The sequence below is a fragment of the Neorhizobium galegae bv. orientalis str. HAMBI 540 genome (genome assembly GCF_000731315.1).
Lineage (GTDB): Bacteria > Pseudomonadota > Alphaproteobacteria > Rhizobiales > Rhizobiaceae > Neorhizobium > Neorhizobium galegae.
The window spans coordinates 1,661,400-1,686,663 of record NZ_HG938354.1 but is presented as its reverse complement, the minus strand read 5'-3'; the positions used below and the strand labels follow the sequence as shown (position 1 = coordinate 1,686,663).

Here is a 25,264-nt window from a genome sequence, read left to right as displayed (position 1 = left end):
ACCATGCAGGTTGTCCTGATCGAAAAGACCGGCGGGCCGGAAGTTCTTCAGATCGCCGAACAGCCGCGTCCGCGGCCAAGGTCGGGAGAGGTTTTGATACGGGTCTTCGCCGCCGGGGTTAATCGTCCCGACGTGCAGCAGCGGCGAGGGCTTTATCCAGCCCCGCCGGAAGCCTCCCCGATCATCGGCCTTGATGTCGCCGGCATGGTCGAAGACGTGGGCGACGGCGTTGACGCGCTCCAGATTGGAGATGCGGTCTGCGCACTGGTCAACGGCGGAGGCTATGCGCAATACTGCGTCGCTCCGGCGGTCCAGTGCATGCCGATTCCGCGTGGTTTCAGCTTTGTCGATGCGGCTTCGCTGCCGGAGGTCTTCTTTACCGCCTGGAACAACTTGATATGGCTTGCCCGGCTCGGAAACGGGGAGACGCTGCTGGTCCACGGCGGGACGAGCGGAGTGGGAATGGCTGGCATCCAGATTGCTCGACACCTGCGCAATGCCACGCTTTTCGCCACGGCTGGCAGCGACGAGAAACGAGCCGTCTGCAGCGCTCTTGGTGCGCGGGCGGCATTGGATTACCGCGGCCGGTGGGACGAGGAAATCCGTGCGCTGACAGGCGGCGAGGGGGTCGATGTGATCCTCGATGGTCAGGCCGGACCTGACACGCAACGCCAGTTGAACCTGCTGAGAAATGACGGTCGTCTGGTTTTCATCGCGAGCCATCAGGGGCCGACCGCGGAAGTGGACATTCGTGCGCTTGTTCGTCGAAGGCTGACGATCACCGGTTCGACGCTGCGGCCAAGGCCTGCTTCCTACAAGGGGCAAATCGCCAGGGAATTGGTCGATCAGGTCTGGCCGTTGCTCGAGAGCGGGCTTATCGTGACCCGTATTCACGAGATCGTCCCGTTCACGCAGGTTCAGGCCGCCCATACCATCCTCGACGAAAACCGGCAGATCGGCAAGGTTGTGCTGGCGGTCGATCCGGCGCTTGCCGAGACCGTTCCTGTGCCCCGCCCCGGATCATGATGCTCCCGAGATTGGTCGGGCGGCAGTGGATGCCGCCGCCGGTCAATCTTCAGCTCTTTGGCAGCGGATAATCCTCTTCGTTCAGAACCCAGCCCGGTTTTGCCGAGAAATCGGCGCGCGGCGGTGCAAAGATATCCACCAGCTGATTGACGCCGGCAGATTCCGCCGTCGTCGTATGGATGGCGGGTGGCGGGATGACGCAGATCGAAGGCGACTCGCAGTAGAGATGTTCGTCTTCACGCCAGATATTCATGTTGGTCGCCCACGGCCAACGCAGATGATGGGTAAAGCTGCCGCTGAGCGCCAGCGAGCATTGTTCGAAGTCATCGTGATGATGTGGCGAGACCTTGTCGCGCTCGCGGGGGCCGATCCGCGGGGTGAGATAGTTGATCATGAAGGTCGTGCAGCGATAGATCCGCCCGAATCGGGAGGGATCTTCGGGCACGTCCAGGGTATACCACTTCAACTTGAGGCCGCCGGGCGGTTCGGGCCAGGCTTCGAACGGTACCACGTTGGGGTGCGGCCCGTTAAAGGCATCGGCGTTGGATGCCGCCTTTGCCAGGTCCTCCGACTTCGGAGTGAATAACCGGACGATCGTGCCGGAGGTCAGCAGTCGGATCGAGCTTGCCCCCGGCGGCACAAAGGCCACGGAATAACCCGGAACGATTGTGCTTCCTTGCGCCGTGGTGATCTCGACCGAGGTCTCCCTGTCCGGGATGATCAACGCATATTCGTCAGGCTGGGTCTCTCTTGAGAAGGTGCCGCCTTCCTTACCGTTGCTATAGACGACGACGAAGTTCTGCCCGCGGCTGATCCAGGTGTCGCCGTTGGCATCGCTGACCTGTGGGTCTTCCCGATAGAAAAGGCCGGCCTGAGAGCCGAAATAGCTGGTATGAGCCACGGCATCCTTATGCGCGGCACTGCCCTGCAGGCTCGACCGCGGGTCGCTTTGGACGTACATCTTTATCTCCCTTGCTTTGGATGGGTTTCAGATCGCCGTTGGAAGCTGTTTTTTCAGCTTCAGGATCTCGCGCGTCTCACCGACCGTGGCGATCGTGCCTCCGAGCTCCTTCACGATTCGCACGGCCTTCTGGACGAGGACCGTGTTGCTCTCGGCCAGCACGCCTTTTTCGAGATAGATGTTGTCCTCCAGGCCGACGCGGACATGTCCACCCGCCAGCCAGGCCTGCGCCAGCATCGGGAACTCGAAGCGCCCTACGCCGAAAGCGGCCCAATGCGATCCCGTCGGGAGAAGCGATTTCATATAGAGAAGGGTTTCCGGTGTCGCGATGGCGCCGTAACGGACGCCGAGCACGATCTGGAAAAGCGCCGGGCCATCGAGCCGCCCCTCCTGCAGGAAATGATTGGCGAGCTGTATGTCTCCCGTATCGAACACTTCAAGTTCGGGGACGACGCCGGCATTTTGAATGATATCGGCCATGATCGCCAGATTGCGCGGCGTGTTGATGACCACCGATGTCCCGGAATACATCGTGTTGAAGTCGAGGCTGCAGATCTCCGGCCGCAATGCGGCGATATGTTCGACGCGAAGTTCCGGCCGCAGCAGGGTCGTCCCCGGCGCGGCAGTCTTCGGGTCGTCTTCGCTCGGGATGAAGCGACCGCCAGGACCTGTGGTGAGGTTGATGATGACGTCATCGTCGGCAGCCCGAAGGCGCTCGACGACCTCCCGGTAGTGGGAAAGCTCCATGCTCGGCCCGCCGTCGGGATGCCTGACGTGGATATGGACAATGGCCGCGCCCGCGCGGGTCGCCTCCAGGCAGGCATTGGCGATTTGTTCCGGCGTGATCGGCAGATAGGGCGTCTGCGAAGGGCTCGTTATGTTGCCGGTAACGGCACAGGTGATGATTGTGGGATCGGCCAAGCGTCGCCTTCCTTGCTAAGTGCGGTCGTCTATCGACCATGAGGGTTCGCGTATTCGCTCGCACCGGAAGCCGCCGATCACAATTCTTATCGGCGGCCGTTTCGCGCCTAGAAACGTACAGGCCGCCGCAGGCGGCGTTCCGCAGCGAGAAACGGTACGGCTATTGGCTTCGTAGTTGCGTCCGCAGCGTATAGGCAGCAGCTATCGAAAAGGCAGGCTCAATGACCAACCAACATCCTCACTTCAGTTCCTTCCGCGATCGTTTGCTGGCGCGAGATCGGATGCTCGGCACGTTCCTCAAGCTTCCGACCACCCAGGTGGTCGAGATCCTGGGGGCGGTTGGCTACGACTTCGTGGTCATCGATCAGGAACATGCGCCGCTTGATCGCGCCATTACGGATATGATGATCTTTGCGGCGAGGGCATCGAATATCGCGCCGATCGTGCGCGTCGGCGACTTCAGCGACGCGAATATCCTCTCCGCACTGGATTGCGGTGCCTCCGGCATCATGGTCCCGCATGTGACGACGGTTGAGAAGGCTCAGGCGATTGCCAGAGCCTGCCGGTATAGAGGCGGCAGCCGCGGGTTTGCGGGGCTCACGCGCGCCAGCGGTTGGGGCGTGGTCGGCGGTGTGCAGCATATGGCGATGCAGGATCGACAGGTGACATGCATTGCGATGATCGAGGATGCCGAAGCAGTCGAACATGCAGGCGATATTGCCAGGGTTGATGGCATCGACGCATTGTTCGTGGGACGTGGGGATCTTACCGCATCATTCGGCGACGATCCCGATGCCGGCGCCAAGGTGGCCAAAATCACCACCACGGTGGCCGCGGCCGCCCGGGAGGCCGGCGTTCCCCTGATGCTATTGCCGAATGGCAAGGCAGATCTTGCCTTTGCCAGGGAGCTCGGCGCGAGCGCGATGTTGGTGTCGAGCGACCATGGCTTCATCCGATCGGCGGCCAGCGCGGCGCTGAAGGACTATTGCGACTAACTGGCTGGCGCCGGCGAAACCGTTATGGATCGCGATCCCGGCACCGGCCGCTTGTGGACGACGGGGCTTTTCGTGGGGGCGTCGACCGGGCAGATTGCCGACGTCCCTGCTTGATCGGGTTCGACCAGCGGGGATGGCTGGACGGATCCGCATTTTCATCAAGCTTTCGATAATGGGCAGGAATCGAAGAGGTCTTGCCGGGAGGGGAAATGACTGCCATCGAAATCCCGGAACTAAAAATTCCGAAAGTCGCGCTCGTCACCGGTGGAAACAGCGGGATCGGTCGGGCGACGGCGGCACGTCTCGCCGGCATGGGCAGCACCGTCATCGTCGGCTACAACAGCCGACGCGAGATGGCGGAGGAGGTCGTGAACGGCCTCCAGGGCAGCGGTCACGTTGCAATTCGTATCGCGATCGACGATCCGGCCTCGGTCACCGAGGCAGCCTCCGCCGTCGGAGAGAAATTCGGCGGCCTCGATGCCCTGGTCAACTGCGGAGGCGCCACCACGCCCGTTGCGGCAAACGATTTCGACGCGTTGACGGATGACATCTTCGATCGAGCGTTGACGGTAAATCTGAGAGGCCCATTTGCCATGATCCGCGCATTTCGGCCCTTGTTGGAACAGGTCGACAGCGCGACGATCGTCAACATCTCTTCCATTGCAGCGCGGACGGGGGTGGGGAGCAGCCTCGCATATCTGGCCGCCAAGGGCGGGCTTGATGCGCTCACCATCGCGCTTGCCAAGGTTCTGGCGCCCAAGATTCGCGTCTTTTCCGTTTCACCTGCCGGCGTGGACACGGATTTCGTTCCCAATCGTTCCCGAGACCAGCTGCAGAAGGTTGCGGAAAGGCTGCCTCTGGCGAGGATCACCACCCCGGATGACGTTGCGCGCGCGGTTATCGCCTGTATCGTCCATCTCACCAGCTCGACCGGCATCATCGTTCCTGTCGACGAGGGGCGCCATCTATAAAGCAAGCATGCAAGTTGCCCGAAACGCCGCGCGCTATTCTGTGACACGCCGCTTCGACCGTCTTCGTCTGGTGAAACATCGTCATTGCCGCGTTGCCAGCCTTCACCAGCTTTGTATTGATCAACCATGTGAGCACGTTTCGATAGTGCGTTGATGATCATGGTCCATTCTCGAGAGATGGACCATGCATCGGTATCTGACGATAGCGTGTCACTTCTTCTGGGGTGAGGAGCTCGGATGAAGCTTAGCCAAGACGTTTTACTGGGACTGTTTTTTACCACCATCGGTGTCGGGTCGGCAGTGATGGCTGCAAGCTATCCGTTCGGGACATCCAGTCGGATGGGGCCGGGTTATTTTCCTGTTATCATATCGAGCCTGCTCGTTCTCACAGGCATTCTGGTTCTGTTCCGATCGCGGCTGACCCTCGTTGCGATACCGGAAATCGGCTGGAAGCCGATCGTCGTGGTTTCCCTCGCGATCCTGATTTTTGGCCTGGTCGTCGAACCGCTCGGTCTGCCGATCGCCGTCTTCCTGCTGACGGTCGTCAGCGCCACGACGAGCGAAAAATTCCGGCTCGACTGGAGAGCCTTCGCAGGGGCGGCTGCTTTTGCCGCGCTCTGTTCGGTCCTTTTTGTGGAACTGCTCGGCCTGCCTGTTCCGATTGTCGGAAACTGGCTGCAGGGCCTTGGCCTATAGACATCGCAGGAGTTTGACATGGATATATTCAACGGACTTCTGCTTGGATTTTCGACGGCGACCACGCCGGAGAACTTCCTTTACTGTTTTTTCGGCGTGTTTCTCGGCACGGCCGTCGGTGTATTGCCTGGCCTCGGTCCTATCGCCACCATTTCGATGCTGCTGCCTTTCACGTTCGGACTGCCGATCGACACGGCGCTGATCATGCTGGCGGGCATCTTTTATGGTTCCCAGTATGGCGGCTCGACCACGGCCATTCTGATGAACATTCCCGGCGAGGCTTCGTCCGTCGTCACGACGCTGGATGGCCATGAAATGGCCAAGCAGGGAAAGGCTGGACGGGCATTGGCGGCGGCAGCGATCGGCAGCTTCTTCGCCGGTACGGTCGGCACGCTCTTCATCGCGATATCGGCACCACTTCTGGCGAGTTTCGCCTTGACGTTCGGGCCTGCGGAATACTTCTCGCTGATCGTGCTCGGCCTTATCACGTCGATGGTGCTGACAAGTGGTTCCCTGCTCACGGCCTTCGGCATGGCGTTGTTCGGCGTTCTTCTCGGCATGATCGGAACCGACGTCAATTCCGGCGCCGCACGCTATACATTCGATTCCGCCAACCTCCTGGACGGGCTGGATTTCGTCGTCGTCGCCACCGGCATATTCGGTCTGGGCGATGTTCTTGCAAATCTGGAGAACGAGCGGAACCGGGTCGCCAGCGTGGCGACGGTCAGCAGCCTGTTTCCGACTGCCGACGATTGGCGCCGAATGTCCGCGCCGATCCTGCGCGGCACCGGCATCGGTGTATTGGTCGGCGTGTTGCCGGGTGCAGGGGTATTGCTCGCCTCGTTTTCAGCCTATGCGCTGGAGAAGAAGATTTCCCGGCATCCCGAGCAATTCGGCAAGGGAGCGATCGAAGGCGTCGCGGCACCCGAGGCCGCCAACAATGCCGCGGCGCAAACCTGTTTCATCCCGATGCTGACGCTCGGCCTTCCCGGAACCGCGACCATGGCGCTGATGATCGGTGCACTGGTGGTTCAGGGTGTCCAGCCGGGGCCTGAAATCCTGACGCAACAGCCAGCCCTGTTCTGGGGCCTTGTCGTCTCCATGTGGCTCGGTAACCTCATGCTGCTGTTTCTCAATCTTCCGCTTGTCGGCATGTGGGCGAAGCTGATCTCGGTGCCCTATCATTTCCTGTTCCCGGTGATTTGCGTCTTCATCGCGATCGGCGTCTACAGCATCAACAACAACGTTTTCGATGTTTACATGATGGCTCTGTTCGGCGTGCTCGGATACTTCTTCAAGAAAGTCGGGGCAGAACCTGCGCCTCTCATTCTCGCCATGATCCTCGGCCCGATGGCCGAAGAATATCTGCGACGGGCGCTCCTGATCTCCCATGGCGACCCGACGGTCTTTTTCACGAGCCCGCTCAGTCTCGGCACGCTGATCGTTGCCTTCCTGCTCCTCCTGTCGATTGTATCGCCGCGCTTCCGCAAGGTGCGCGAGGAGGGGCTGCAGGAGGCCGACTGACGGCAACAAATGAAGCGTCCGGCTGACTTCTGCCGCGAGCGCCTGACACTGACCGAACCAATGGATCCACCTTCAGGGGGTTAATATGCAGCTGGACGATGACAAGCGCCTTCGAGCTCTTCTTGATCGTGAAGAACTATTCGACCTTGTGCGCCGCGAGCGATTTGCCCGTGACCAACGTCGTTTCGACACCATGAGCGCATGTTTCCACAAGGACGCTTACATTCGCACAAGCTGGTATGATGCCCGCGGCGGAGAGGCCTATGTGGAGGCGACCCGCAAATGGATGGGCGCGACCGGCAACAGCAAGCACTGGGTGTTTCCAGCTTTCGCGCAGGTCAACGGTGATCGAGCAACCGTTGAAAGTCCGGCGATGATTTTCAACCGCGCTCGTCCCGACGACATCGAAGTCGACGTTCACGTCTTCTGCCGCTTTTTTTCTCGGGCGGTCCGGGAAACGGGGACGTGGAAGCTGATGAGTTTCGAGGTGCTTTTCGAGAGGGACATCATGAAACCGGTCAATCCGTCGGATGTGCTGCCTGTCGACTGGTCGCTTCTGGCGACGATGCGGCCGTCCTACAAGTTCCTCACCTATATCCAGCACAAGCGGGGTGTGACGGTCAGTCCTGACCTTTTGGGGGATGATCGGCCCGACGAGCTCAGCGCTTTCCACGCCGGCGAAGAACGCTGGCTTGCCGGCCATGAATGACGGCCGGCGCAGGTAGACCATGCCGGCCGTTCCAAAGGGCGGAACGGCGATAGTCAGCAGTTCGCCCTGAACAGCAGACAGGGTAGGGCTTTAGCCAAGGAACTCGATTCAACGAGTGGGAGGAGGAACAGAATGAACAGACGAGAATTCATCGTGCTCGGAGGATCAGCTGTCGCGCTGGCTTCAGGCAGAATAGCAATTGCCGCCAACTGGCCAAGCAAGTCGGTGGTGGTGATCTCGGCTTACCCTCCGGGCGGCACGAGCGACATTATCGCCCGCCTCGTGGCAGACCTGCTGACGACGAAATTCGGCCAGCAGTTCGTTATCGAAAACCTGGCCGGCGCGGCCGGTGCACTCGCAGGCGGAAAGCTCGCCCGCTCGGCGCCGGACGGCTACACGATCCTCATCAGCGGCAGTGCACCGATCGCGGCCAACAAGGTGGTGCAGACCAATCTCGCCTATGATCCTCAGGTCGACTTCACGCCCATCACCGTGGTTGCAGAAAGCCCGGCACTGCTGACCGCAAGCGCCAAGGCGCCGGCGAAATCGCTTCAGGAATTGATCGCCTACGCGAAAGCCAATCCCGGAAAGATAAATATCGGAAACCCGGGCGCCGGAACGAAAGGTCATATCTGTGCTGCCATCATCAGCCTGCAGACCGGCATTGAAATAAACCACATCCCCTACAAGGGCTCGCCGCCCCTGCTCGCCGATCTGCTCGGCGGGCATATCGATTTCGCTCTCGACGCGCCGTCCAATTACCTGCCGCATATCAAGGACGGGAAAATCCACGGCGTTGCCGTGACGTCAGCACAGCGCATCGGCGAATTGCCAAATGTAAAGACGGTCGCGGAACAGGGGCTCAAGGACTATAATCAAACCCTTTGGTTCGGCGCGGTCGGCCCGAAGGGAATGTCTCCCGAGATCGTCAGTGCCATCCATAAGGCCATCAAGGAGTGGAGCGACACGCCCGCCGCAAAAGCCAAGCTGGCGTCGCTTGGTCTAACGGCCGTGGTCAATACGCCAGACGAAATGCGCGGTTCGATCGAGCGCGAGATTGAATCCCTCAAACCCTTGGTCAAGGCGGGCCTCGTCCAGCCGAGCTGATTTCGATCTGAAGGCGGGCGGCAAAGCGATTGCCGGGTGCTGAAGTTCAACGCCCGGCATTTTTTAGAGAGCAGGCCGGGCGGTCCCGCCGCTACGATCCTCAGCTACCGGACATCTCGTTAGGCAGGCAAAGAAGAGACTGCATTGCATGAGCAAGCCTTTTACTCTGACCGTCAACGGTCGGGAATACGACCTGGATGTTCCTCCCACTATGCCTCTACTGGACGTGCTGCGTAATCATCTGGGGCTGAAGGGCAGCCGATATGGCTGCGGGCTTGAGCAATGCGGGGCGTGCATGGTGCTGATCGATGGTTCTGCAGAATATTCTTGCAGTCGCGAGGTCGGTACGCTTGGCGGTCGCAGCATCACCACCGTGGAAGGTTTGGGCTCGGCCGAAGCGCTGCATCCGCTTCAGCAGGCTTTTCTCGAAGAGCAGGCAGGACAGTGCGGATATTGCCTGTCGGGCATTCTCATTGCAGCGAAAGCCTTTCTGGATCGCAATCCGGACCCCACGCGCGCTGAAGTCGCTGCGGCGCTCGATGCAAACCTCTGTCGCTGCGGATCGCATCCCCGCATCCTGCGCGCTGTGCTCAAGGCAGCCGCCGCATTGCGCCATGAGGTGGTTTGATGGCGGGGCTTGTCCACAGTCTGAAGGACAACCCGCGTCTGGACCGCTGGCTTCGCTTCCTCGGCGACCGCACGGTACGGATCGGCACCGGCAAGGTCGAGCTCGGGCAGGGGGTTCTGACCGCGCTTGCCCAGATCGCCGCGGAGGAACTGGATTTGGGCATCGGCCAGATCAGCATGATGTCCGGCAACAGCGTGGAGGGGCCGGGGGAAGGTTATACCGCCTCCAGCTGGTCGATCGAGCATTCTGGCGCTGCAATTCGCCTCGTCGCAGCGGAAGTCCGCGCGCTTGCCTTGATGCATGCTGCCCTGCGTCTGAACGCCTCGCCGGATGAACTCACCATCGTCGAAGGTGTCTTTTTCAGAAACGGTATTCCGAGCGGGATCGACTATTGGGCGATCGCGGGCGAGCTCGATCTTTCTGCCGAGGCGACAGGCATGGTTTCGCCGAAGCCTGCGGATGCTTACCGTCTCGTCGGCACTTCCGTTTCGCGGCTCGATCTTCCTGCAAAGCTGACCGGATCGGGCTTCATCCAGGACATGACGCTGCCCGGCATGCTGCATGCCCGCACCCTGCGCCAGCCTGGCCGCGGTGCTGCGCTGGCCCTGCTCGACGAGGCGGCCGTGCGGCGCAAGGCCGCCGCCGATATCAACGTCATCCGCATCGATAACTTCCTGGCGTTTGTGGGGATCGACGAGACCGCCGTTCGCGCTGCGGCCGTCGCTGCGGCGGAATATTCCGTCTGGACCAATGCTCGAGCGCTTCATCCCGAACAGGCCAAGGCCGAATGGGTGGCCGCACAGCCTTCTATTGACCGGCTGATCGGCGATCCTCTTGCTGGCTCCATACCCGATCGCGTGTCGGCCACCTTTTCCCGCCCCTTTCTGTCTCACGGCTCCTTAGCCCCGTCCTGCGCCGTCGCAGTTTACCGCGACGGCATGCTGACCGTCTGGTCGCACGGCCAGGGCATGCATCCGTTGCGGGAAAACATTGCAAAAACAGTGGGCCTGCCCCTCGAAAATGTCGCATGCCACCACGTGCAAGGCGCTGGTTGTTATGGCCATAACGGCGCCGATGATGCCGCGTTGGATGCCGCTCTTGTGGCATTGGCACTTCCAGGCAAACCGATCCGGCTGATGTGGCGGCGGGAAGAGGAATTTGGCTACGAACCGCTCTCCTCCGCAATGATCGTGACCGTTCACGCGGCACTCGACGCCGCCGGGCGCCCCGCCGATTGGACGACCGAGATATGGAGCGCCACCCACGGCCAGCGCCCCGGGGTTGGGGGCGCCTATCTGCTGGCCGCCGAGGCGATGAAGGAGCCACCGCCCGAACGCAAGCCCTTCGACATTCCGCTCGAGCGGGGAGGAGGTGCGGTGCGTAACGGAATTCCGCTCTACGACATGGCGGCCAAGCGGATCAGCTACCACCTGATCCACGACGTGCCGGTGCGCACCTCGTCGTTGCGCGGGCTCGGGGCGACTTTGAATGTCTTTGCCATCGAAGCTCTGATCGACGAACTTGCCGCCCGGGCCGGCGAGGATCCGGTGAGATACCGCCTTTCCACCCTTTCCGACCCGCGTGCCCGCAGAACCCTTGAAAGGGCCGCGGCGATGGCCGGCTGGTCATCACGTGACGCTGGCGGTGCCGGGAAGGGCTTGGGTATCGGTCTCGCCCGCTATAAGAACGCGTCGGCCTATGCCGCGGTCGTCGCAGCCGTCGAGGTCGACGAGGCGGTGCGCGTGACCGATATCTGGTGCGCCGTGGATGCGGGGCTGGTCATCAATCCCGACGGCGTCGTCAACCAGGTCGAAGGCAATATCGTTCAGGCCATCAGCTGGACCCTGATCGAAGAGGTGGGCTTCGGTCCGCAAGGGATCTCGACCGTCGATTGGCATAGCTATCCTGTCATTCGGTTTTCGGACATACCGGAAATTCGCGTTGAGCTTATCGGAGCGGACCAGCATGAGGCGCTTGGAGTAGGCGAATGCGCCGGTGGGCCGACCGCCGCGGCCATTGGCAATGCCGTCGCTCATGCGTTGGGCATGCGCATCCACGACATGCCGATGACACGGGAACGGATCATGACCGCCGCTTTGAGAGCTTAGGTATCTGATCGGCGGCTTGGAAAACAATAGGGAGGAACGGGATATGGAGAATGTTGAGCTGCTTTCAGGCGGGCTCTCGGCTCTGAAGGGTGAAACGGTTCTTTTCTATAGTCCGGGAGCCTGTTCGCTTGCTCCCCATATCGCTCTCGAGGAGACCGGCCGGCCATTTCGACCGATCGAGACGTTGCTGCGGAAACAACAGCATCTCGCTCCGTATTACCTGGCGATCAATCCCCGGGGGAAAGTTCCATCCCTTGTGACGCCGGATGGGCAGGTGATCACGGAAAACTCCGCGATATTGGCCTATATCGGCCTCATCAATCCCGAACTCCGCATGTTTCCGACAGATGTTGTCGAGCAGATGCAATGTATCGCGCAGATGGCGTGGTTTTCGAACACGCCCCATATATCTCAGAAAGCCAAATTCCGGCCCTATCAGTTCGCGGATGAGGAAGAGGTTCACGACGCTATTCGGACGAAGGCTGCGGCGAGATACTGGGAGAGCATGGTAGAAATCGACAGGTTGATTGCCGATCACCATTGGATCATGGGCGAACAATATACGGTCGCGGACCCCTATGCGCTCGTCTTTTATGGCTGGGGCACGAGCAACGGCTTGCCGATGGAGACGCTTGGGCATTTCACCCGGCACAAAAACCAGATGCTCGAAAGAACAGCCGTGCGAACCGTGCTGGAGCGCGAGATGAATCCTCATTTTAAAACCGCTATCTCGACCAATGCCTAACCAAAGCCGAGCGAGAGGCGGTTCAACACATCATACTGGAGCTCAGCGCAGCCATGAAATGGCGGCGCTCCTGCCGATGTCGGCGCCTGCTTCGGGAAAGGGCAGGCCGTACCGCTCGCGGACGGTTTTTTCCTCGTACCGGGTACGATAGACGCCGCGATCCTGCAGGATCGGTACCACCTTATCGACAAATTCCTCGATATCGTCCGGCGCGCGGGGTGGCTGCAGCGTATAGCCGTCGACGGTTCCGTCCGCCCAGAGATCGATGATCCCGTCGGCCACCTCCTCGGGCGTGCCGAGCAGGAGGCGGTGGTGCCCTTCCGAACGTCGCACGGCCTCTCTCGCCGTCAGCTTCTCGTGGGTGAGCAGATCGACAAGCCCAAGCCCCATGCCAACCGCCTGCAGGCGGTTTGGATCGGGGATGAAACGCTCCGCATCCAGAACCGCATCCGCATCGAAACCGTCAGGATCAATGCCGTTCTCCTTGACGAAGCGGGCGATCAGGCCGTCTTCCGAGCCGGCGCCGCTGAAGAGTTCGTGTTTGCGTAGCGCTTCCTCGCGGGTCTCGCCGAGAATGACGACGAGGCCGGGCACGATGCGAATGCCCAAGGGATCTCGGCCAAATGAAATGGCGCGGTCCCTGACCTTCTTGCCGAAGGCTTGGCCGGCGGGACGCGAGAGGATGTTGCAGTAGATGATCTCTCCATGGCGCGCGGCAAGGTCGATGCCGCCTTCAGACGCGCCTGCCTGGGCGATGACCGGGTGGCCTTGCGGCCCGCGCGGAACGTTGAGCGGGCCCTTGACGGTAAAATAGCTGCCCTGGTGATCGATCGTATGGGCGCTGGTCGCATCCCAGAAACGGTCGTCCGGCACGTCGCCTTCGCGGGAGGGGTCCCAGCTGGCCCAGAGCTTCTTTGCGACATCGAGGAATTCGGAGGCCTTGGCATAACGTTGGTTGCGCGGCGGCAGCGGCTCCGAACCAAAATTGGCGGCGACGTTCGGATTGAAGGAAGAGACGATATTGATGATCAGTCTGCCGCCCGAGATGATGTCCGTCGACTGGGTGCGGCGTGCGAGATTATAGGGCGAATTGTAGGTCGAGGACATGGTCGCCACGAAACCGATATCCGGCACCTGGGCGGCAAGCGCAGTGCAGAGAATCAGCGGATCGATCGTGTGGAAGGGGCGGCCATTCGGATCGGTCATCAGCGCCGGATGGTCGGAGAAGAACACCGCGTCGAACAGGCCTTTGTGAGCAAGCTCCGTCAGGCGCCGGTAATAGTCGGGATCGGTGATCTCGTGCCGGTTGCCCGTCCGGTATTTCCAGGCATTGCCGAGATAACCGGTCGTGTTGATGCCGACATTGAGGTTGAGCTTGCGCTGGGTGTTGGCCATGGGTCTGGGTATCCTGGTTGGGCGGGCCGTCAGTAGGCGGCAGTGAAGCGCCGGCGGACGAACTGGCCCCTGTCGAGTTCGTCGAGGATGGCGATAGCGAAGTCGGCCTCCGAGATGCGGCTTTCGCCGGCTTCATCGCGCAGCAGACGGTCTTCGCCCAGTCGGAATTTGCCGGCGCGTTCGCCAGCCTTGATCGAAAGCGGCGGCGAGACATAGGTCCAGTCGAGATCGTGGTCACCGCGCCTGAGGCTCCTCAGAATCTCGCGATTGCGCAGCGTATGAGCCTTGTGTTCGGCCGGGTAGAAATCGCTGTCGACCACATCGACACCCGGACTCGCCTCCAGACTGCCGACGCCGCCGACGATGATAAGGCGGCGGACGCCTGCTTGTTTGACCCCCGCAAACAACGCCTCATGCGCGTTGCTGATGAGTTCGGCCGCGTCATCGGCGGAGTGGTGGCGCAGGCCGGGACTATAGGCGCTGATCACTGCATCGTGGCCGGCGGCGATCTTTGCGACATCGCCGGCATCGGCGATGTCGGCTTTAAGGACTGTCAGGCGTTCGGCGGGATCGAGATCCGCCGAACGGGTAACGGCTGTGACGCGATGTCCGCGGGATAACGCCTCCTTGCGGATATTGCTGCCGATGTTTCCGGAGGCGCCGAAGACGACGATGGACATGAGATTATTTCCTTGAAGCTATTGGGGAGCGGCCACGGCCGAAAGCGGCCGGCCGGCACCGACATTGCGCAACATTGCCGAAAGAGAGGAGCGCACGGCCTCGTAGCCGTGTTCGCGCATGGCATTTTCATAATCGTGGACGGCAGCCGCCTGGGGTTTGCCGTGGCGGCGGGCGGCGACGATCTGAGGCACGAGAAGGCCGGTATCGTAGAGCGCGGTATTGCCGCCCAGGGCGCGAAAATAGGTCATGGCGTGGATGGCGTCGCCAAGCAGGGTGACCGGTCCCGTCTGCCAAATCGCGCCGGGCGTCGAACTTTTCACCTTGAGGAATGCGACCGTCGAGGGATCGGTATGCCGGATAAGCTTCAGGATGCGCTCGTCCCAATGCGCGACACGCGCGAGAAGCGCCTCGAGCAATGCAGCGCCATCCAGCTTTTCCAAGGCTTCGTCCGGTCCGAGCTCGCCGGTGTCGTAGGCCGTGTTCCACCAGGCATAGCTGGTGGTGTTATTGAAGTGAAACCCGGGAATACCCCGATGGCTTGGGTCCTCGGTGCCAATCAGGCCATGACGCGCGTAGGCAGCCGGATCGACCCGGTGGCTGGTGATCATCAGCGTGTGGCCGCCGCGCGGGCGGATATGGGTGTTGAAGTCGGTGAGCAACGGCGAGATGCCATGGCGCTCGGCGTCCTTGAGCGTGATCTTGCCGGCCAACCGGCGCACGCCGGTGTCGATGCTGGTGAGATCAGGCAGGAGCTGGCGTCGCACCGGCGATCCTGTCCCGTCAGCACCGACAAGCAGGTTGGCGCGCACTGCCGAGCCGTCGGCAAAATGAGCGATCACCGTGCCATCCGGCTGAAGCGCGTATCGTTCAAAACGTTTGCCGGTCTGAAAGATGTCGTCGAGGCCGGAAAGCAGGATCTGTCGCAGCGTGATGCGGCTTACGGATTTTTCGATATGCGTGTCTTCCGGCTCTGCGCTGCCACGGCCCGTGTCGTCCAGCCGGTTAAACTGCTCGTCGAGTACGAGATTTTCCGTTGGCGCAAGGCCGAGCGTATCGAGAAAGGTTTCGTAGAGATGCGGCGGCAGGTTGGCCTGAAGCGCATCGATGCCACGCTGGCGGATGCGCATGCGAAAACCCTGCACATAGTCGGCGCGGACCGGATCGCGCTCGAAGACGGCGGTGTCGATGCCGTTTTTCTTGAGGCCCTGGGCCAGCGCGAGGCCTCCAGGGCCGCCGCCGATAATGGCGATGTCGACGAAGGGAATACTCATGGGTTCTATCCAACCAGGGCCGCTTCGGCGGCGAGATAATCTGACACGAAGGCTTCGACGCTCCGCGGTGGCCGCCCCAGGATCGAGGCGACGATATCCGTCGTAACGGCCGCGCGGCCGGCGGCGATGAGGGTGGCGAATTGTGCAACGGCCCGATGTTCAAAATCGGTATCCGAAGGGCCGATGGCAGGCCGCTTCTCGATCGCCGCGACCCGTCGCCCAAGCGCTGTCGCGATGAGGCTTGCGATCTGCCGCGGCGTCTTCACGTCAGGACCGGTCAGGTTGAGCGTGGCGGCGTCGGCGATACGGTCGGCGAGAAGAAGATGGACGGCGACATCGGCTATGTCACGGGCATCGATGTACCCGACGCCGGCATCAAGGTTCGCAGCGGTGACGGGATTGCCGACCAGGACGTGCTTGATTGTGTTGGCAAGCGACACCTGCATCCAGGCATTCGGACGAAGGAATATCGAGTCGATCGGCAGGCGGCGGAGGTGTTGCTCGACGGCTGCGTGGGCGTCACCGGAAATCGAGACGCCGGGCGGATCGATCGTCCAGTCCGAACCGGAAATCTTGACGATGCGCTGCACGCCCGCGGCCTCGGCGGCGTTGGCGACGGCAATCTGGTCCGCTGCCAGCCTTTCACTGATCGGTGACAGGAGGAGAAGCCGCCCGACGCCCCGGATGGCGGCATCGAGCGAGTAGCGGTCGGCAAATTCGCCGGCGGCGATCTGGACGGTGGTGCCGAACAGGTTGCGTGCCGTTTCCGGCCGGCGGGTGAGGATCCGGACCGGCCGGTTCTGCGCAACGAGCCGTTCGACGATAAGCTGGCCCAGCCTGCCGGTCGCGCCGGTGACGAGGATCCGGCTCATGCGGCGGCCCTCCGGCTTGCAGCTTCCAATGGCCTGCTGTCGATCCAGGCCGAAACATTGAAATCGGCGGGAATGAAGCCCCATTCGAGCAGGAAACTCTTGAAATGGTCGAAGGCGGCGATCTGGTCTGCGTCCAGCGAGAGCGTCAAATGCTTGTGCACATGGGAGCCATTTGCCGCCCAGATCGCATCTTCGCCAACGCCGATCTCATTGGCGATCAGGCGTACGGCATTGTCGGGATTGGCTTCAGCCCACGCCGCCACCCTGCCGATGGTTTGGACCAGGTCGGTAACGAGGTCGAAATGCTCGTCGAGGAAGCGCGCATCGACCGTCAGGGGCCGCGGCGTGCCATTGTTGATGCGGATCTTTGCGTCCGGATGGAAGCCGAATTCCGAGACGACGACCGCGCCGATCTGGTTGGCGAGCACGACGCCTTCCGCACCCTTGACGAAAAAGGCGTCGATATCGCCGCGGGCAAGGGCCAGGAGCTCGTCGCCATAAGGGTAACGGCGCTTCAGGCCGAGAAAGGCGGCGTTGCCCCGCTCGATCAGGTTGGCCTCGGTGCTGTCGAGATAGACGAGTTCGACGTCATCGTGCGTCAGGTTATCGAGTGAAAGTGCGGAAACGATCCCTTTCAGCGCCGTGGCGCGCTGGAAATCGACGATTTTCTCGCCCGGCTTGCGCGGCACGCCGAGGCGACGGCCCTTCAACTCGGCGCCGGTCTTTATGCCGGATGAGGGGAGCGCGATGATCGCCTGGAACTCGTCGGTGCTGGTGATGCCGATGACGCGGGTCTCGCGTCCGCCGGAGCGCGCCCAGATTGGCGGGATGTTGCCTCCCTGCCGGAAAGAGTAGTCGAGCGCATGGGTGAAATGGCTCTGGCGAACGACGGGGTCCTTGCTGTCGCGGATCGAGCGGACCACGACCGCGGAGGATTCGAACTGTCGGTCGATCCAGCCGAGCTGGTGGGCGATGGAGAGGGGCGTCGGCGCCGGGCAGCGCGTGTACCAGACGGAGGAGAGAGAAGGCATGATGGCTCCTAACCGCGGCCGACGACGGCGAGGCGGGGTTGCGGGTGAGGGCGCACGGGCACCGGTTCGAGCACGGCCGCGGGTGAAGAGGCATGCCGGCCGAGCGCGGCCCTGGCGAGCATGGTGCGGATAAGGTTGTTCTGGGGCGCATGTGCCTTGCCGGACAGTGCATCCCGGTGATGTCGTTCGAGTGGGTTGTCGCGGCTGATGCCGGGATTGCCGCCGAGTTCCAGTGCCAGCGTGGTGACGGCGACGGCGTTTTCCATGACGGTATGCTTGACCGCAGCCGCATCCGCACCGAACGGCCGCCCTGCATCGAAATCCTCGGCGATCGAGCGGAGCAGGCGGCGGTTCACCGTCAGCCAGACCTCGATCTGGCCGAGGCCGTCCTGAATTCGGGGTACTGTCGAGAGGGGAGCGCCAAGGCTTGCCGGCGCCCTTGATGTGGTGAATTCGATCAGCCAGTCGCGGGCGCCTCGGGCGGCGCCGTCATAGATCGCCGGGACGAGGCTGAAATACCAGGCGCCCAGGCGTTCGTCGCGTTTGATGCCCTCACTGGCCGGCGCGATGTCGAGTACGTCCTCCAGCGGGATCGCGACATCGTCGAGGATCAGGTCGTCGCTGTTGGTGGCGCGCATGCCGGTGGCGTTCCAGGTCTTTTCCACGCGGATGCCATCGGCGCTGGTGGGCACCAGGAATGAACCGAGGCGCGGCTCCGGCTCGTCGGTAATGGCGAGCACGGAGATCCAGCGCAGAAGTGGAATGCCGGTCGCATAGGTCTTGTGGCCAGTGATCCGCCATTCATTGCCGATCCTGCGGGCCACGGTTTCCGGCGGCGTGCCATGCGAAGGCGAGCCGACGCGCGGCTCCACCTGCGCGGCGTTGATCAACGCGACGCCTTCACGATTGGCCTTCGTGACCCGCTCGACCAGATGCTTCGGCCACTTGCCCGACGCGCGGATCGAATAGTGCTGGTTATAATGCATGGACAGCACCAGCGCGGTGGAAGGCTCGCCGCGGGCGATGGCGGAAACGACCGCAAGCGCTTCGGTCAGCCCTCCGCCGAGGCCGCCATGTTCGACCGCTGTCACGAGGCCAAGAAGGCCGGCTTCGTGAAGGGCATCGAAATTGGCGAAAGGAAATTCGCCCGTCTCGTCATAATGCCGCGCGGTAAGCGCGAAGCGTTTCCCCAGTTCCTCGGCTTTGGCAATCAGCGGTGCGAAATCGATCGAAGCGGTCATGAAGTTCTCCGATCAGGCGACAGCACGGGTGTCGAGCAGTGCCCAGGGACGATGATCGACCCAGGCGTCGATATCGAAATTGGAGGCGAGGAAGCCCCATTCGTGCAGAAAATCCTTGTAGTGGCCGATCGCTTCCACCAGGTCAGGCTCGAGCCCGATACCGAGATGCTTGTGGAGGTCCGGTCCGTTGGCGGAGGCGACGACCTCTTCCGACGCGCCCACCTCGCGGGCAACGAAGCGGCGGACGTCGTCTGGATGGCTTTCCGCCCAGGCGCTGGCGCGCTTTAAGGTTTCGATGAGCTTCGCCACGAGATCCGGCCGATCCTCGGCAAACCGCTCATCAACGGTGAGGATGCGCGGCGAGCCGGAATTGATGCGGATTTTCGGGTCGGGGTGGAAGCCGAATTCGGCGACCGTGTGGGTTGCGAAGAGATTGGCGACACTGATGCCGGGCGTGCCTTTCACGTAGATCGCATCCACCTCGCCGCGAAGCAGGGCGGCGATTTCCGGCCCGTAGGCCTGCCGGTTGCGCAGGCCGTAAAGCTGCGGCCCGTCGCGATTGTCGAGCACCGAGTCGGGAAGCGCAATATCGACGATCTCCACGTCCTTGTGGGTCAGGCCCTCCAGCGAGAGTGCGGAGACCAGGCCTTTCAGCGCAGTGGCGGCCATGAAATCGACGATGCCGGGCGGGCGACGGGCGATGCCGAAACGGCGGCCGACGAGATCCCTCGTCGCTCTGATTCCGGTGCCGGGCAGGGTAATGATCGCCTGGAACTCGTCTGTCCAGGTAATGCCGACGAGGCGCGTCGGATTGCCCTCCGAGCGAGCTCGGATCGGCGGGACATTGCCGCCGTGACGGAAGGAATAGTCGAGGTGATGATTGAAATGGCTGGACCGGATGTTCCGGTCCTTGCTGTCGATGATCGAGTTGAGGGTGATTCCCTCCCTGGCGAAAGTTTCGTCCAGCAGACCGAGCTGGGTCGCGAGACCCACCGGAGTGGGCACCGGGCAGCGCGTGTACCAGATTTGAGAAATGGCGTTGCGAATGGTCATCGTATCCTCCTATGCCTCGTCCGCGTCTTCAGGCCTGCGGAAGCCTTTTTCTTCCAATCGCCGCAAACGAGTGCGTTCTTGCCTCTCGCTCGCGAAAAGTGGGAGATAATTGCGTTTATCAGCCAAAAATGAGTATCATCTAAAACTTAGTTTCTAAAAATGATTGATCTCAGGTTTTATTTTGCGCAAACAGATTTGACAAAGCCTATAGAATTAGTCAACTATCAAAATTACCGGATACCAAAATCGGTGTTTCTGGAAGCTTTGAGCTGCTCTGTGCAGCTACCTTGAACCTGAGAGGCGGAGCACGATGCCGGCGCTGCTGAGAATTGGACGAACACTGCGACGCACGCTGCTGCAGGCGATCCCGACCGTGCTTGGGATCGTCATCCTGAATTTCTTTCTGCTGCAGCTGGCGCCCGGTGACGCGGCCGACGTGATGGCCGGCGAGGCGGGCTCGGCGACCGCGGAAAGCATGGCGGCACTGCGCTCGCGCTTCGGCCTCGACAATCCCGTCCTCGTGCAGCTCGGGCATTATCTCAACAATCTCGCGCATTTCAGCCTTGGGTTTTCGCCGCGCTACGGCATGCCGGTCGCCGACCTGATCGCCCAGCGCCTGCCGGGCACGCTGACCTTGATGGCGCTCGCGCTGACCATCGCCATCTTGCTCGGCGTCGTCCTCGGTTCGCTGATGGCAACCTTCGCCGGCCGTATTCCGGACCGCTTGCTGTCGATCTTTTCGCTGCTTTTCTATTCGATCCCGAGCTTCTGGATCGGCCTGATGCTGATCGTTTTCTTCTCCGTGAAGCTCGGCTGGTTGCCGAGCGGCGGCGCCGGGACGATCGGATCGCGGCTGACCGGTCTGCCGGCAATTCTCGACAAGGCGCGCTACATGGTGCTGCCGGCGACGTCGCTCGCGCTGTTCTACGTGGCGATCTATGCCCGCCTGACGCGCGCCTCGATGCTGGAGGTCAAGAACCAGGATTTCGTGCGCACCGCCTATGCCAAGGGGCTGACGCCTTTCGGCGTCACCGCTCGGCATATCTTGCGCAATGCGCTGATCCCGATCACCACCATGGCCGGGATGCATATCGGCGGCATGCTTGGCGGCGCGGTGGTCGTCGAGACGGTTTATAGCTGGCCGGGACTCGGCCGGCTCGCCTTCGAGGCGGTTATGGGCCGCGACTTCACGGTGCTGCTCGGTATCCTGCTTTTGTCTTCGCTTCTCGTCATCATCGCCAATGCCGCCGTGGATATTATCCACGCCTGGCTCGACCCCCGTATTGGAGCCCGCTGATGTCCACGACCGATGTCGGAAACTTCCGCAGCCTTGCGGCCGGACGCGAGGCGACTGCCGAGCCGGAAGCGGCTGCCGCGGGTGCTGCGGTGAACGGGCCGGCGTGGTCCAACATGAAAGCACCCGATGCCCGCTCGCAGCAGAGCGCGGCGGTCGCGGTGACCAACGGACGGCGGGCGCTGAAGGTCTTTCTGTCGAACCCGAACGCGCTGTTCGGCACGGGTTTCCTTGTTTTCGTCATCCTCGTCGCTCTCGCAGCGCCGATCCTCTATCCGGACGATCCCTTGTCCATGGTGGGTCGCCCGTTCCTGTGGCCGGGGCAGAACTCCGCCTATCCCCTCGGCACGGATTCGCTCGGCCGCGACGTGCTTGCCGGTATCCTGCATGGCTCGCGCATTTCACTGTTCGTCGGGCTCATGGCAACGGCGCTGGGGCTGACGTTCGGCGTCCTGGTTGGCTCGACGGCGGGTTATTTCGGCGGCTGGATTGACGATCTGCTGGTTAGGCTTGTCGAAATCTTCCAGACGCTGCCGAGCTTCGTGCTGCTGGTCGTGCTGGTGGCGATCGCGCAGCCCTCGGCGACGACGGTGACACTTGCGATTGCCGTCATCTCGTGGCCGACGGTCGCCCGGTTGACCCGCGCCGAGTTCCGCGCCATCCGCGAGAAGGATTTCGTCATGGCGGCCCGCAGCCTCGGCTACGGCCATGCCCGCATCATCTTCCGGGAGATCCTGCCAAACGCGCTGCCGCCGATCATCGTCACCTCGTCGGTCATGGTGGCGACGGCAATTCTCATGGAATCGGCGCTTTCCTTCATGGGACTTGGCGATCCGAACGTGGTGAGCTGGGGTTCCATGATCGGTACCGGTCGCGAGCTCGTCCGCACCGCATGGTATCTGACCGCGCTGCCGGGGCTGGCAATCGTGTTCACCGTCCTCGCCCTCAATCTCATCGGCGACGGCTTGAACGACGCACTCAATCCCCGTTTCTCGCAGGATCGTTGAGACCATGGCCCCACTGCTTCAAGTCGACAATCTGACCATCCGCTTTCCCCGTGCAGAACCGGTCCGCAATCTGTCATTCGAAATCGAACAGGGGGAGACGCTGGCGATCGTCGGCGAATCCGGCTCTGGCAAATCGCTGACGGCATTGGCGCTGATGCAGCTTCTTCCACGCGCCGCAAAGATCGCCAATGGCCGCATTACGTTCGGCGGGCGCGACCTCACCAAGCTCGATGCACGCCAGATGCGGCATCTGCGTGGCCGTGAGATCGCCATGATCTTCCAGGAGCCTATGACCAGCCTCAATCCGGTCATGACCATCGGCCGGCAGATCGGCGAGGTGCTGAAGGTGCACGAAAAACTGTCGGGCAAGGCGGCGCGCGCACGGGCGATCGAGCTCTTGAGGCTGGTGCGCATTCCGGCGCCCGAAAAGCGTGTCGACGATTATCCGCACCAACTCTCCGGCGGCATGCGCCAGCGTGTGATGATCGCGATCGCGGTTGCCTGCAAACCGAAACTCCTGATCGCCGACGAACCGACCACGGCGCTCGACGTGACCATCCAGGCCCAGGTTCTCGACCTGCTCGACACGTTGAGGCGAGAGCTGCGGATGGCCGTCGTGCTGATCACCCACGACCTCGGCGTGGTAGCGCAATGGGCCGACAAGGTGGTCGTCATGTATGCCGGTCGCAAGGTGGAGCAGGCGCTGCCGGGCGATCTTTTCAACGATCCGCTGCATCCCTATACGCGCGGCCTGCTCGCCGCCTCGCCTCGATTGAAGCACGATTTTCATTATCGCGACGGTGCGCTCACCGAAATTCCCGGCTCGATCGTCTCAGCGGTCGGCGAAGCGGGCTGTCCGTTCCGGCCACGATGCAATCAGGCGCGCGCCAGCTGCGGCCATCACGTGCCCCAGCTGATCGTTCCGGCCGCAGATCGGCTGGTTGCCTGCCCTTTTACGACATCCATCAAGGCCGTGCCCCATGCCGCTGCTTTCAGTCTCTGACCTCAAGACCCATTACAAGAGCCGGGACGGCCTGTTGCGCGCCGTCGACGGTATCGATCTTGTCGTCGAGCGCGGCGAAACTGTCGGGCTCGTCGGCGAGAGCGGTTGCGGCAAGTCCACGCTCGGCAAGACGGTGCTCAGACTGGTCGACCCGACGGCAGGCCGCATCGAGTTCAAGGGCGAGGATATCACCGTGCTCGACCAGCGAAGCCTGCAGCGGGTTCGCAGATCGATCCAGATGATTTTCCAGGATCCGTATGCCTCTCTCAATCCGCGCCAGACCATCGGTGAAATCCTCGAAGCGCCGCTTGTCGTCCACAGGGTCGGGGATCGCGCCGAACGGCGGCAGATCATCGCCAATATCGTTGCCAAGGTCGGGTTGCCCGCGGAATCCATCAATCGTTATCCTCATGAATTTTCCGGCGGCCAGCGTCAGCGCATCGGCATCGCCCGGGCGCTGTTGCTCAATCCCGAACTGATCGTCTGCGACGAACCGGTCTCGGCGCTCGATCTCTCCATCCAGGCGCAGATCCTCAACCTGCTCGTCGAGATGAAGAAAGAATTCGGCCTTTCCTATCTCTTCATCAGCCATGACCTTTCGGTGGTGCGCTATTTCGCGGATCGGGTTATGGTCATGTATCTCGGGCGGATCGTGGAGAGCGCCGATAACGCGACACTCTGGTCTGATCCCCGGCATCCCTATACGCGGGCGCTGATGGAGGCAGTGCCGGATCCATCGCGGCCACGCCAGGCGGCCCCTCTCGGCGGCGACCTGCCAAGCCCCAGCGACATTCCTTTGGGCTGTCGGTTCCACACCCGTTGCCCGCTCGCGACAGATCTCTGTCGCGCCGACGAACCCGAATTCCGCGCCATCGCGCCCGGCCATCAGGTCGCGTGTCATTTCGCGGACCGCATCAACTGACAATAAGGGAGTTTTTGAATGGTTGACTATCGCTATCTGGGGCGCAGTGCCCTGAAGGTATCGCCGCTGACGCTGGGAGCCATGATGTTCGGCAATCAGACGCCGGACGACGTCGCTTTCCGCATCATCGACAAGGCGCATGAACAGGGTATCAACTTCATCGATACCGCCGACGTCTATCATGACGGCAAGTCGGAGCAGGTGGTCGGGCGCGGCATCAAGAAGAACCGCGACAGCTGGGTGGTGGCGACCAAGTTCGTCAACTCCCACAACAAGGGTCCGAACCTCGGCGGTTATTCCCGCAAGTGGGTCTACCAGACGGTCGAGAATTCGCTGCGCAATCTCGATACCGACTATATCGACATCCTCTACTTTCACCGTGCCGTCTTCGACGCACCCCTGGACGAGCCGGTTCGGGCGATCGCCGATCTGATCAAAGCCGGCAAGCTGCGCTATTTCGGCGTGTCGAACTTCCGCGGCTGGCGTATCGCGGAGGTCGCGCATCTTGCCGACCAGCTCGGCATCGACCGGCCGATCGCCAGCCAGCCGCTCTACAACATCGTCAACCGGACCGCTGAAGCCGAGCAATTGCCGGCGGCTGCCGCATATGGTCTTGGGGTCGTTTCCTACAGCCCGCTGGCGCGCGGTGTTCTCACCGGCAAATATAATGTCGGAGAAGCCCCGGCCGCCGATACCCGTGCAGGCCGCGGCGACAAACGCATGCATGACGTCGAGTTCCGGGAGGAATCGATCGGCATCGCCAAGCAGATCGCGGCGCATGCGCAGGCCAAGGGCATTTCTCCTGCCGATTTCGCATTGGCCTGGGTGCTCAACAACAAGCTGATCACCTCGGCGATCGCCGGCCCACGCACCGAGGAGCAGTGGGACGCCTATATCCGCGCGCTCGACGTGAAGCTCGATGCGGAGGATGAAGCGCTTGTCGACCGGCTGGTCGCGACCGGCCATCCGTCCACCCCGGGCTTCACGGATCCGGGTCATCCGGTCGAAGGTCGCGTACCCCGCTTGGCCGCCGCATCCGGCGAAGTCGTTCCGCTCGCCCGTCCCCAGCGCGTTGCATGATCGGGAACTGAGCCCAGCTGGCA

General features: G+C 62.0%; 24 protein-coding genes and 1 pseudogene. 16 read left to right on the top strand and 9 right to left on the bottom strand.

The features are described from left to right. Positions 1 to 3 precede the first annotated feature (3 nt). Positions 4 to 1,026, top strand: coding sequence for an NAD(P)H-quinone oxidoreductase (locus RG540_RS30505; protein WP_041366117.1), 1,023 nt, complete (start codon positions 4 to 6; stop codon positions 1,024 to 1,026). Between the two features lie 49 nt (positions 1,027 to 1,075). Here RG540_RS30505 and RG540_RS30500 read toward each other — a convergent pair whose 3' ends face one another. Together RG540_RS30500 and RG540_RS30495 are read right to left on the bottom strand one after the other, a co-directional pair. After that, on the bottom strand, positions 1,076 to 1,987 hold the full coding sequence (locus RG540_RS30500; RefSeq protein ID WP_041366116.1) for a cupin domain-containing protein: 912 nt from the start codon (positions 1,985 to 1,987) through the stop codon (positions 1,076 to 1,078). A 27-nt stretch (positions 1,988 to 2,014) separates the two neighbouring features. Further along, complete coding sequence (locus tag RG540_RS30495) at positions 2,015 to 2,908, bottom strand: BKACE family enzyme (protein WP_041366115.1); 894 nt, start codon at positions 2,906 to 2,908, stop codon at positions 2,015 to 2,017. 281 nt (positions 2,909 to 3,189) lie between these two features. On the opposite strand from RG540_RS30495, the gene RG540_RS30490 reads away from it, so the two are divergent. The 10 genes and pseudogenes from RG540_RS30490 (at position 3,190) to RG540_RS30450 (ending at position 12,391) form a co-directional block, all read left to right on the top strand. Continuing rightward, the gene (locus RG540_RS30490; protein WP_244446737.1) at positions 3,190 to 3,903 is read left to right on the top strand and encodes an HpcH/HpaI aldolase family protein; all 714 of its coding nucleotides are present in this window, start codon (positions 3,190 to 3,192) and stop codon (positions 3,901 to 3,903) included. A gap of 209 nt (positions 3,904 to 4,112) precedes the next feature. Continuing rightward, a complete protein-coding gene (locus RG540_RS30485; protein ID WP_051909920.1) occupies positions 4,113 to 4,874 on the top strand; it encodes an SDR family NAD(P)-dependent oxidoreductase in 762 nt (253 codons plus the stop codon). 237 nt (positions 4,875 to 5,111) lie between these two features. Next, positions 5,112 to 5,570, top strand: coding sequence for a tripartite tricarboxylate transporter TctB family protein (locus RG540_RS30480; protein ID WP_080725147.1), 459 nt, complete (start codon positions 5,112 to 5,114; stop codon positions 5,568 to 5,570). An 18-nt stretch (positions 5,571 to 5,588) separates the two neighbouring features. Further along, positions 5,589 to 7,094, top strand: coding sequence for a tripartite tricarboxylate transporter permease (locus tag RG540_RS30475; RefSeq protein ID WP_041366112.1), 1,506 nt, complete (start codon positions 5,589 to 5,591; stop codon positions 7,092 to 7,094). An 85-nt stretch (positions 7,095 to 7,179) separates the two neighbouring features. Next, positions 7,180 to 7,803 (top strand): nuclear transport factor 2 family protein, encoded by a 624-nt coding sequence (locus RG540_RS30470; protein ID WP_041366111.1) that lies wholly within the window; start codon positions 7,180 to 7,182, stop codon positions 7,801 to 7,803. Between the two features lie 132 nt (positions 7,804 to 7,935). Next, positions 7,936 to 8,910 (top strand): Bug family tripartite tricarboxylate transporter substrate binding protein, encoded by a 975-nt coding sequence (locus RG540_RS30465; RefSeq protein WP_046599196.1) that lies wholly within the window; start codon positions 7,936 to 7,938, stop codon positions 8,908 to 8,910. A 148-nt stretch (positions 8,911 to 9,058) separates the two neighbouring features. Beyond that, on the top strand, positions 9,059 to 9,538 hold the full coding sequence (locus RG540_RS30460) for a (2Fe-2S)-binding protein (RefSeq protein WP_041366110.1): 480 nt from the start codon (positions 9,059 to 9,061) through the stop codon (positions 9,536 to 9,538). Continuing rightward, positions 9,538 to 11,646 carry a molybdopterin cofactor-binding domain-containing protein gene (locus tag RG540_RS30455; RefSeq protein WP_051909918.1) on the top strand — a complete coding sequence of 703 codons (2,109 nt, stop codon included), beginning with the start codon at positions 9,538 to 9,540 and terminating at the stop codon, positions 11,644 to 11,646. Before RG540_RS30460 ends, RG540_RS30455 begins: the two co-directional genes overlap by 1 nt. 43 nt (positions 11,647 to 11,689) lie before the next feature. Beyond that, positions 11,690 to 11,896 (top strand): annotated as a pseudogene (locus RG540_RS33725) (hypothetical protein); the annotation flags it as partial. A 24-nt stretch (positions 11,897 to 11,920) separates the two neighbouring features. Further along, positions 11,921 to 12,391, top strand: a complete 471-nt coding sequence (locus tag RG540_RS30450; protein WP_244446736.1) for a glutathione S-transferase family protein — start codon at positions 11,921 to 11,923, stop codon at positions 12,389 to 12,391. A 42-nt stretch (positions 12,392 to 12,433) separates the two neighbouring features. On the opposite strand, the gene RG540_RS30445 is transcribed toward RG540_RS30450, so the two are convergent. From RG540_RS30445 to RG540_RS30415, 7 genes are read right to left on the bottom strand one after another with little or no spacing between them, the layout of a single operon-like run. Then, entirely contained in the window at positions 12,434 to 13,786 is a 1,353-nt protein-coding gene (locus tag RG540_RS30445) for an NtaA/DmoA family FMN-dependent monooxygenase (RefSeq protein ID WP_046599195.1), read from the bottom strand. Positions 13,787 to 13,815: 29 nt separating this feature from the next. Beyond that, positions 13,816 to 14,466, bottom strand: a complete 651-nt coding sequence (locus RG540_RS30440; RefSeq protein ID WP_041366109.1) for an NAD(P)-dependent oxidoreductase — start codon at positions 14,464 to 14,466, stop codon at positions 13,816 to 13,818. An 18-nt stretch (positions 14,467 to 14,484) separates the two neighbouring features. Further along, a complete protein-coding gene (locus tag RG540_RS30435) occupies positions 14,485 to 15,738 on the bottom strand; it encodes an FAD-dependent oxidoreductase (protein ID WP_041366108.1) in 1,254 nt (417 codons plus the stop codon). Between the two features lie 5 nt (positions 15,739 to 15,743). Further along, positions 15,744 to 16,610, bottom strand: a complete 867-nt coding sequence (locus RG540_RS30430) for an NmrA family NAD(P)-binding protein (protein ID WP_041366107.1) — start codon at positions 16,608 to 16,610, stop codon at positions 15,744 to 15,746. Beyond that, on the bottom strand, positions 16,607 to 17,641 hold the full coding sequence (locus RG540_RS30425) for an ABC transporter substrate-binding protein (RefSeq protein WP_041366106.1): 1,035 nt from the start codon (positions 17,639 to 17,641) through the stop codon (positions 16,607 to 16,609). Before RG540_RS30425 ends, RG540_RS30430 begins: the two co-directional genes overlap by 4 nt. A gap of 8 nt (positions 17,642 to 17,649) precedes the next feature. Then, complete coding sequence (locus RG540_RS30420; RefSeq protein WP_041366105.1) at positions 17,650 to 18,882, bottom strand: acyl-CoA dehydrogenase family protein; 1,233 nt, start codon at positions 18,880 to 18,882, stop codon at positions 17,650 to 17,652. 12 nt (positions 18,883 to 18,894) lie between these two features. Beyond that, positions 18,895 to 19,935, bottom strand: a complete 1,041-nt coding sequence (locus tag RG540_RS30415) for an ABC transporter substrate-binding protein (RefSeq protein ID WP_041366104.1) — start codon at positions 19,933 to 19,935, stop codon at positions 18,895 to 18,897. A gap of 310 nt (positions 19,936 to 20,245) precedes the next feature. Here RG540_RS30415 and RG540_RS30410 point away from each other — a divergent pair, with 310 nt between their 5' ends. Genes RG540_RS30410 through RG540_RS30390 form a run of 5 tightly spaced genes read left to right on the top strand, consistent with a single transcriptional unit; the run spans position 20,246 to position 25,241 of the window. Further along, on the top strand, positions 20,246 to 21,232 hold the full coding sequence (locus RG540_RS30410) for an ABC transporter permease (RefSeq protein WP_041366103.1): 987 nt from the start codon (positions 20,246 to 20,248) through the stop codon (positions 21,230 to 21,232). Then, positions 21,232 to 22,236 (top strand): ABC transporter permease, encoded by a 1,005-nt coding sequence (locus RG540_RS30405; protein ID WP_041366102.1) that lies wholly within the window; start codon positions 21,232 to 21,234, stop codon positions 22,234 to 22,236. Before RG540_RS30410 ends, RG540_RS30405 begins: the two co-directional genes overlap by 1 nt. A gap of 4 nt (positions 22,237 to 22,240) precedes the next feature. Continuing rightward, positions 22,241 to 23,239, top strand: a complete 999-nt coding sequence (locus RG540_RS30400; RefSeq protein ID WP_041366101.1) for an ABC transporter ATP-binding protein — start codon at positions 22,241 to 22,243, stop codon at positions 23,237 to 23,239. Beyond that, positions 23,217 to 24,161: an ABC transporter ATP-binding protein gene (locus RG540_RS30395; protein ID WP_041366100.1), complete on the top strand. Its 945-nt coding sequence runs from the start codon at positions 23,217 to 23,219 to the stop codon at positions 24,159 to 24,161. Before RG540_RS30400 ends, RG540_RS30395 begins: the two co-directional genes overlap by 23 nt. A gap of 18 nt (positions 24,162 to 24,179) precedes the next feature. Continuing rightward, positions 24,180 to 25,241 (top strand): aldo/keto reductase, encoded by a 1,062-nt coding sequence (locus RG540_RS30390; RefSeq protein WP_041366099.1) that lies wholly within the window; start codon positions 24,180 to 24,182, stop codon positions 25,239 to 25,241. Positions 25,242 to 25,264: the final 23 nt, after the last annotated feature.

Coding starts and splice junctions, on each gene's coding strand:
- RG540_RS30505 (WP_041366117.1), top strand. CDS start 4: ATGCAGGTTGTCCTGATCGAAAAGACCGGCGGGCCGGAAGTTCTTCAG.
- RG540_RS30500 (WP_041366116.1), bottom strand. CDS start 1,987: ATGTACGTCCAAAGCGACCCGCGGTCGAGCCTGCAGGGCAGTGCCGCG.
- RG540_RS30490 (WP_244446737.1), top strand. CDS start 3,190: ATGCTCGGCACGTTCCTCAAGCTTCCGACCACCCAGGTGGTCGAGATC.
- RG540_RS30485 (WP_051909920.1), top strand. CDS start 4,113: ATGACTGCCATCGAAATCCCGGAACTAAAAATTCCGAAAGTCGCGCTC.
- RG540_RS30480 (WP_080725147.1), top strand. CDS start 5,112: ATGAAGCTTAGCCAAGACGTTTTACTGGGACTGTTTTTTACCACCATC.
- RG540_RS30475 (WP_041366112.1), top strand. CDS start 5,589: ATGGATATATTCAACGGACTTCTGCTTGGATTTTCGACGGCGACCACG.
- RG540_RS30470 (WP_041366111.1), top strand. CDS start 7,180: ATGCAGCTGGACGATGACAAGCGCCTTCGAGCTCTTCTTGATCGTGAA.
- RG540_RS30465 (WP_046599196.1), top strand. CDS start 7,936: ATGAACAGACGAGAATTCATCGTGCTCGGAGGATCAGCTGTCGCGCTG.
- RG540_RS30460 (WP_041366110.1), top strand. CDS start 9,059: ATGAGCAAGCCTTTTACTCTGACCGTCAACGGTCGGGAATACGACCTG.
- RG540_RS30455 (WP_051909918.1), top strand. CDS start 9,538: ATGGCGGGGCTTGTCCACAGTCTGAAGGACAACCCGCGTCTGGACCGC.
- RG540_RS30445 (WP_046599195.1), bottom strand. CDS start 13,786: ATGGCCAACACCCAGCGCAAGCTCAACCTCAATGTCGGCATCAACACG.
- RG540_RS30440 (WP_041366109.1), bottom strand. CDS start 14,466: ATGTCCATCGTCGTCTTCGGCGCCTCCGGAAACATCGGCAGCAATATC.
- RG540_RS30435 (WP_041366108.1), bottom strand. CDS start 15,738: ATGAGTATTCCCTTCGTCGACATCGCCATTATCGGCGGCGGCCCTGGA.
- RG540_RS30430 (WP_041366107.1), bottom strand. CDS start 16,610: ATGAGCCGGATCCTCGTCACCGGCGCGACCGGCAGGCTGGGCCAGCTT.
- RG540_RS30425 (WP_041366106.1), bottom strand. CDS start 17,641: ATGCCTTCTCTCTCCTCCGTCTGGTACACGCGCTGCCCGGCGCCGACG.
- RG540_RS30420 (WP_041366105.1), bottom strand. CDS start 18,882: ATGACCGCTTCGATCGATTTCGCACCGCTGATTGCCAAAGCCGAGGAA.
- RG540_RS30415 (WP_041366104.1), bottom strand. CDS start 19,935: ATGACCATTCGCAACGCCATTTCTCAAATCTGGTACACGCGCTGCCCG.
- RG540_RS30410 (WP_041366103.1), top strand. CDS start 20,246: ATGCCGGCGCTGCTGAGAATTGGACGAACACTGCGACGCACGCTGCTG.
- RG540_RS30405 (WP_041366102.1), top strand. CDS start 21,232: ATGTCCACGACCGATGTCGGAAACTTCCGCAGCCTTGCGGCCGGACGC.
- RG540_RS30400 (WP_041366101.1), top strand. CDS start 22,241: ATGGCCCCACTGCTTCAAGTCGACAATCTGACCATCCGCTTTCCCCGT.
- RG540_RS30395 (WP_041366100.1), top strand. CDS start 23,217: ATGCCGCTGCTTTCAGTCTCTGACCTCAAGACCCATTACAAGAGCCGG.
- RG540_RS30390 (WP_041366099.1), top strand. CDS start 24,180: ATGGTTGACTATCGCTATCTGGGGCGCAGTGCCCTGAAGGTATCGCCG.